We start from the raw sequence: 4,862 nt of genomic DNA, 5'->3' as shown, positions 1-4,862 counted from the left end.
TTGGTTATGCAGGACGCTACATCGGAAAAGACACATTTGTACGGTGGGCAATCGGGGTCGTTATCGCAGGTTCAGCAACCCAACTTGTTACACTGCTATTTACAACACCATAATAATGGCATCAATTACAAATAATACAATACAATACGATACGTTTATACGATAGACAATCAGTATTATTATCGTGCCCTCTACAACCAAAGTTACTGCAATATTATTGAAAGGTAATTCATGAATCCAGTATAATACGTAATGTTTTTAATATCCATCGATTATAGGTGTGTACCAGTAATAATGTAGCCATACTGAAAAAAGGAATATTGTTTATAGCAACTTTAATTAAAAGGGGATAAAGGATATGAAACAATCAAATACGTTTCAAGCGAAGACGTGCAACAAGATTAATGTTATTATTATCACTTCGATGATGTTATTAATAACGCAATCTGCATATGCTCAGACGGAAACTGAGAGCTTGGATGCCTTCATAGGGATGCAATATGGATTAAGTATAATCATTCCTATCGTCGCCATCATTATTCTTTTATTTCTTTTGCTTATTTATATATTTCGCATCATCGCAAGAGCTACATTTATACGATGGGCTTTCAGCGTCATTATTGCTGGTGCAGCCTTTTATATTAGCCACATATTATTTCACCTTCACTGACAAGAGCACCCCATGAAATCACAAGAACAAAAAGAATTCCCCCTATTCAAAGGAGCAACACGTGTTCCAACTATATGGGGTGTCCCCATGATGCCATTTATCGTTATGGTTATGGGGGTCGCTGTTATTGCTATGACAGTAAGTGTCTTTTTGTGGATTATAGCGCCTCCATTATGGTTCATTATGGTGCAAATTACTAAAAACGATGATAAGGCGTTTCGTATCTGGTGGTTATGGATCGATACTAAATTTCGCAATCGTAACAAAGGTTTTTGGGGCGCATCAAGTTATAGTCCCTCTGATTATAGTAAAAGGAGATAAACATGACAGCTGTTGAAAGCAGCAAACGCCTTGCATCAGAGGCACCTGTAAGCCTATTTCTACCTTATTCACATCATATTACAGATACGATTATTTCTACTAAAAATGCGGAATATTTGTCAATTTGGAAAATTGACGGGCGTTCGCATCAAAGCGCTTCAGAAGAAGATATTTTTCAATGGATAAAAGAGCTTAACAATACTCTACGGGGTCTTGCATCAGCCAATTTATCATTTTGGACGCATATTGTGCGCCGCCGTGTTTATGAATATCCTGATTCAACATTTGATCAAATATTTTGCTATCAACTTGATGAAAAATATCGACAAAGCTTTACTGGTTATAATTTGATGGTCAATGATTTATATCTGACTGTCATTTTTCAACCGATAGCGGATAAAATTATGTCGTTCTTTTCTAAACATGAACGTGAAACGCTTGATCAAAAAAAGATGCGACAAGACACATGTATCAAAGAACTCAATGACATCAATCGTACTTTAGGCCAATCTTTAAACCGTTACGGTGCAGAACTTCTTGGTGCTTATGAAAAAAATGGGCATGCTTATTCTTCTGCACTTGAATTCCTTGGAATGCTTGTCAATGGTGAATATCGCCCTATGCCAATTTGCCATGACCGTTTTGCTGACTATATGTCTGTCAATCGACCTTTTTTCTCAAAATGGGGCGCTCTTGGTGAACTGCGAACAACCAGTGGAATGCGTCGATTTGGAATGCTTGAAATTAAAGAATATGATGCAACAACCAAACCAGGACAATTAAATGTTTTGTTGGAAAGTGACTTCGAGTTCGTATTGACGCAGAGCTTTTCAGTGCTCTCCCGACATGCTGCTAAAGACTATTTACAACGGCATCAGCGTAATCTTATTGATGCACGAGATGTGGCAACGAGCCAAATTGAACAAATTGACGAAGCACTAAACCAGCTTATCAGTGGGCATTTTGTCATGGGAGAACATCACTGCACATTGACGATCTATGGTGATACAATTCAACAAGTTCGCGACCATATGGCCAAAGCAAGTGCAGCATTACTAGACGTTGCGGTACTGCCCAAACCTGTAGACTTAGCGATAGAGGCTGGCTATTGGGCACAACTTCCTGGCAATTGGAAATGGAGACCACGTCCTGCTCCGATTACATCATTGAACTTTTTGTCATTTTCATCTTTTCATAATTTTATGTCAGGAAAACCCACTGGCAACCCATGGGGACCAGCCGTCACAATTCTTAAAACAACCAGTAAAACACCGCTTTATTTCAACTTTCATGCCTCCAAACTTGAAGAGGACTCGACAGATAAACGTTTACTTGGTAATACCGCACTTATCGGACAATCTGGTTCCGGTAAAACCGTGTTACTCGGCTTTTTGTTAGCACAAGCACAAAAATTTAAGCCGACAACTGTTGTTTTTGATAAAGATCGTGGCATGGAAATTGCCATTCGGGCGATGGGTGGAAAATATTTAACATTCAAGCCAGGCAGAAAAAGTGGTTTCAATCCTTTCCAACTCCCACCCACACAAGAAAATCTTATTTTTCTGAAACAATTTGTTAAAAAATTGGCAGAAGCTGGTGGTGAAGTCACGCATCACGACGAAGAAGAAATTAACAAAGCAGTTATGTCTGTTATGAGTGCTAACATTGACCGATCACTCCGTCGTTTGTCCTTTCTAGTACAATTTTTACCAAATCCACGTTTAAGTGATTATAATGCTCACCCATCTGTTCATGCTCGCTTACTAAAATGGTGTGAAGGTGGTGATTATGGGTGGTTGTTTGATAATCCCCATGATGCTCTTGATCTCTCAACACATCAAATTTACGGCTTTGATATCACGGAATTCTTAGATAATTTTGAAACTCGCACTCCAGTGATGATGTATTTGCTTTACCGCACAGAAGGCATGATTAGCGGACAGCGGTTTATGTATATCTTTGACGAGTTTTGGAAGCCTTTGCAAGATCCGTACTTTGAAGATTTAGCGAAAAATAAACAAAAGACTATCCGTAAACAAAATGGTATTTTTGTTTATGCAACACAAGAGCCTAGCGATGCCTTGGAAAGTAATATTGCCAAAACACTCATTCAACAGTGTGCAACTTACATTTTTCTAGCCAATCCCAAAGCAAATTATGAAGATTATACAAAAGGCTTTAAACTAACAGATGCCGAATTTGAACTCGTTAAAGGACTTGGTGAGTTTAGTCGCCAATTCCTCATTAAGCAGGGTGATCAATCTGCGCTTGCAGAACTGAATCTTGGTAAATTCCATCTGACACGCGATGGAAAAACCATCGAACACGACTTTAGTGACGAGCTCTTAGTGTTATCAGGAACGCCTGATAACGCAGAGTTAGCCGAAAGCATTATCGCAGAAGTTGGTGATGATCCGGCAATATGGTTACCAATTTTCTTACAGCACGCAAAAAATGACAGGAGGGAAACATGAAAAAAAAGGTCATTTCAATAGTAGTTGTAATAACTTTAGGGATTTCAAACCCAGCGATGGCTTGGGTTTGGGGGGCTGGGGCGGTGGATTTATCGGCATCCGTTCCAACGAAGTGGCCCAATTTTTTTGGAAGTTCATCTTCAAATACATCAAAGTCTAAAAAAACTCCACAGCAAAAGAAAGCGCCACCTGATGCCCAACTTCTCGATATGCTAAAAAAACACCTTGAGGAAGTAAAAAAGATACACGAGTCTATAACGGGAAGCCAAAAATTCGATACTAAAAAACTTAAAAATGTACAAACAGATCACAATAGTTTTTTTCTCAAAAATCCAGAGAATCTCTACAATAGAAATAAACCTTCTGCTCTATCTACATCACTTGAAAATATTTTAAAAGAAGAAGAAATTCCTGTCAGTATCCATGAATCTAGCAGTTTTATCAACAAGCGTATCCAATATGCAGCCATCACTGATAAAGCCGTAAGTTTAAAAACTTTTCAAGAAGCAAACAATCGTTTTCAGCAAATTGAAGAACTATTAAACGAAATCACGACAACAAAAGATCTAAAAAGTATTGCCGAGTTACAAGCACATATAATTGGAATGCTTGCTATGCTACAAAATGAAACAGCAAAACTACAAATGGTTACACATTTACGCAATGCTGAACATACACTTATCAAACAACAGAAAGATAAACATAACATAAAAATTTTGAATAGTAAAAACACGAACATGCCTACCATAAGATTTATTAGGTAAAGCTTTTTGTAGCAATATTTTGTATATTATTTTTCCTGTATGCTCGTAAAAAGAAAAAGTTAATGCGTAATACTCAATTCTCTCTCATAGATCGAAAAGGTCTACGAAGTTTCATTTTATCCTTAAAAAAATTCAACGAAAAATGCTTAAAAAGCATATAAAAAGTTGAAAATTCGTTAAAGAGGAATTCCATGGACTTTACAGTTTTCACGCAACTTTTCAATAAAATTGATCAGATAACAAAAACATATGTCACGGATATTTCCTCAAAAGCAATTGTTACAATTACACCCTTTGTATCAATCGGTATCACAATCGCTTTCATCATCTATGGATGGCTTATCATTCGTGGCGCTATCGATATGCCACTCTCCGGATTTGTAAATCGTTTCCTACGAATAAGTATTATTACTTCAATAGCTCTTACCACAGGACTTTATCAAAGTGAAATTGCCAATTTAATAACACAAATGCCCTATGAGTTATCAAAAGCGCTCATGACAAATCCACTCGATGATAAACAATTAATGAATTTACTGGACAAAGCAGCAACCAAAGGATTCCAATATGCAGGCCGTCTTTTCCAAGAAACCGTCTTCTTCGAGTCCAATGGACTGCTTTACAGTCTCTTAG

The 4,862-nt window shown here is 37.5% G+C and carries 5 protein-coding genes and 1 pseudogene; all 6 read left to right on the top strand.

Annotated features, from left to right (window positions below):
* Positions 1-113: pseudogene (locus tag ACFINH_RS09135) on the top strand (conjugal transfer protein); the annotation flags it as partial.
* A gap of 245 nt (positions 114-358) precedes the next feature.
* Positions 359-670 carry a conjugal transfer protein gene (locus ACFINH_RS09130; RefSeq protein ID WP_375632821.1) on the top strand — a complete coding sequence of 104 codons (312 nt, stop codon included), beginning with the start codon at positions 359-361 and terminating at the stop codon, positions 668-670.
* Positions 671-682: 12 nt separating this feature from the next.
* A complete protein-coding gene (locus ACFINH_RS09125; RefSeq protein WP_375632819.1) occupies positions 683-991 on the top strand; it encodes a type IV secretion system protein VirB3 in 309 nt (102 codons plus the stop codon).
* Positions 992-993: 2 nt separating this feature from the next.
* On the top strand, positions 994-3,465 hold the full coding sequence (locus ACFINH_RS09120; protein ID WP_375632817.1) for a VirB4 family type IV secretion/conjugal transfer ATPase: 2,472 nt from the start codon (positions 994-996) through the stop codon (positions 3,463-3,465).
* A complete protein-coding gene (locus ACFINH_RS09115; protein ID WP_375632815.1) occupies positions 3,462-4,229 on the top strand; it encodes a type IV secretion system protein in 768 nt (255 codons plus the stop codon). Before ACFINH_RS09120 ends, ACFINH_RS09115 begins: the two co-directional genes overlap by 4 nt.
* Positions 4,230-4,420: 191 nt before the next feature.
* Positions 4,421-4,862: type IV secretion system protein (locus ACFINH_RS09110; RefSeq protein ID WP_375632813.1), on the top strand; the 442-nt coding region annotated here is incomplete at its 3' end.

It is taken from the genome of Bartonella sp. AA74HLJMH (assembly GCF_042197045.1).
Classification (GTDB): Bacteria; Pseudomonadota; Alphaproteobacteria; order Rhizobiales; family Rhizobiaceae; genus Bartonella.
The sequence above is the reverse complement of the archived record's forward strand: the minus strand, read 5'-3'. Positions and strand labels throughout refer to the sequence as shown.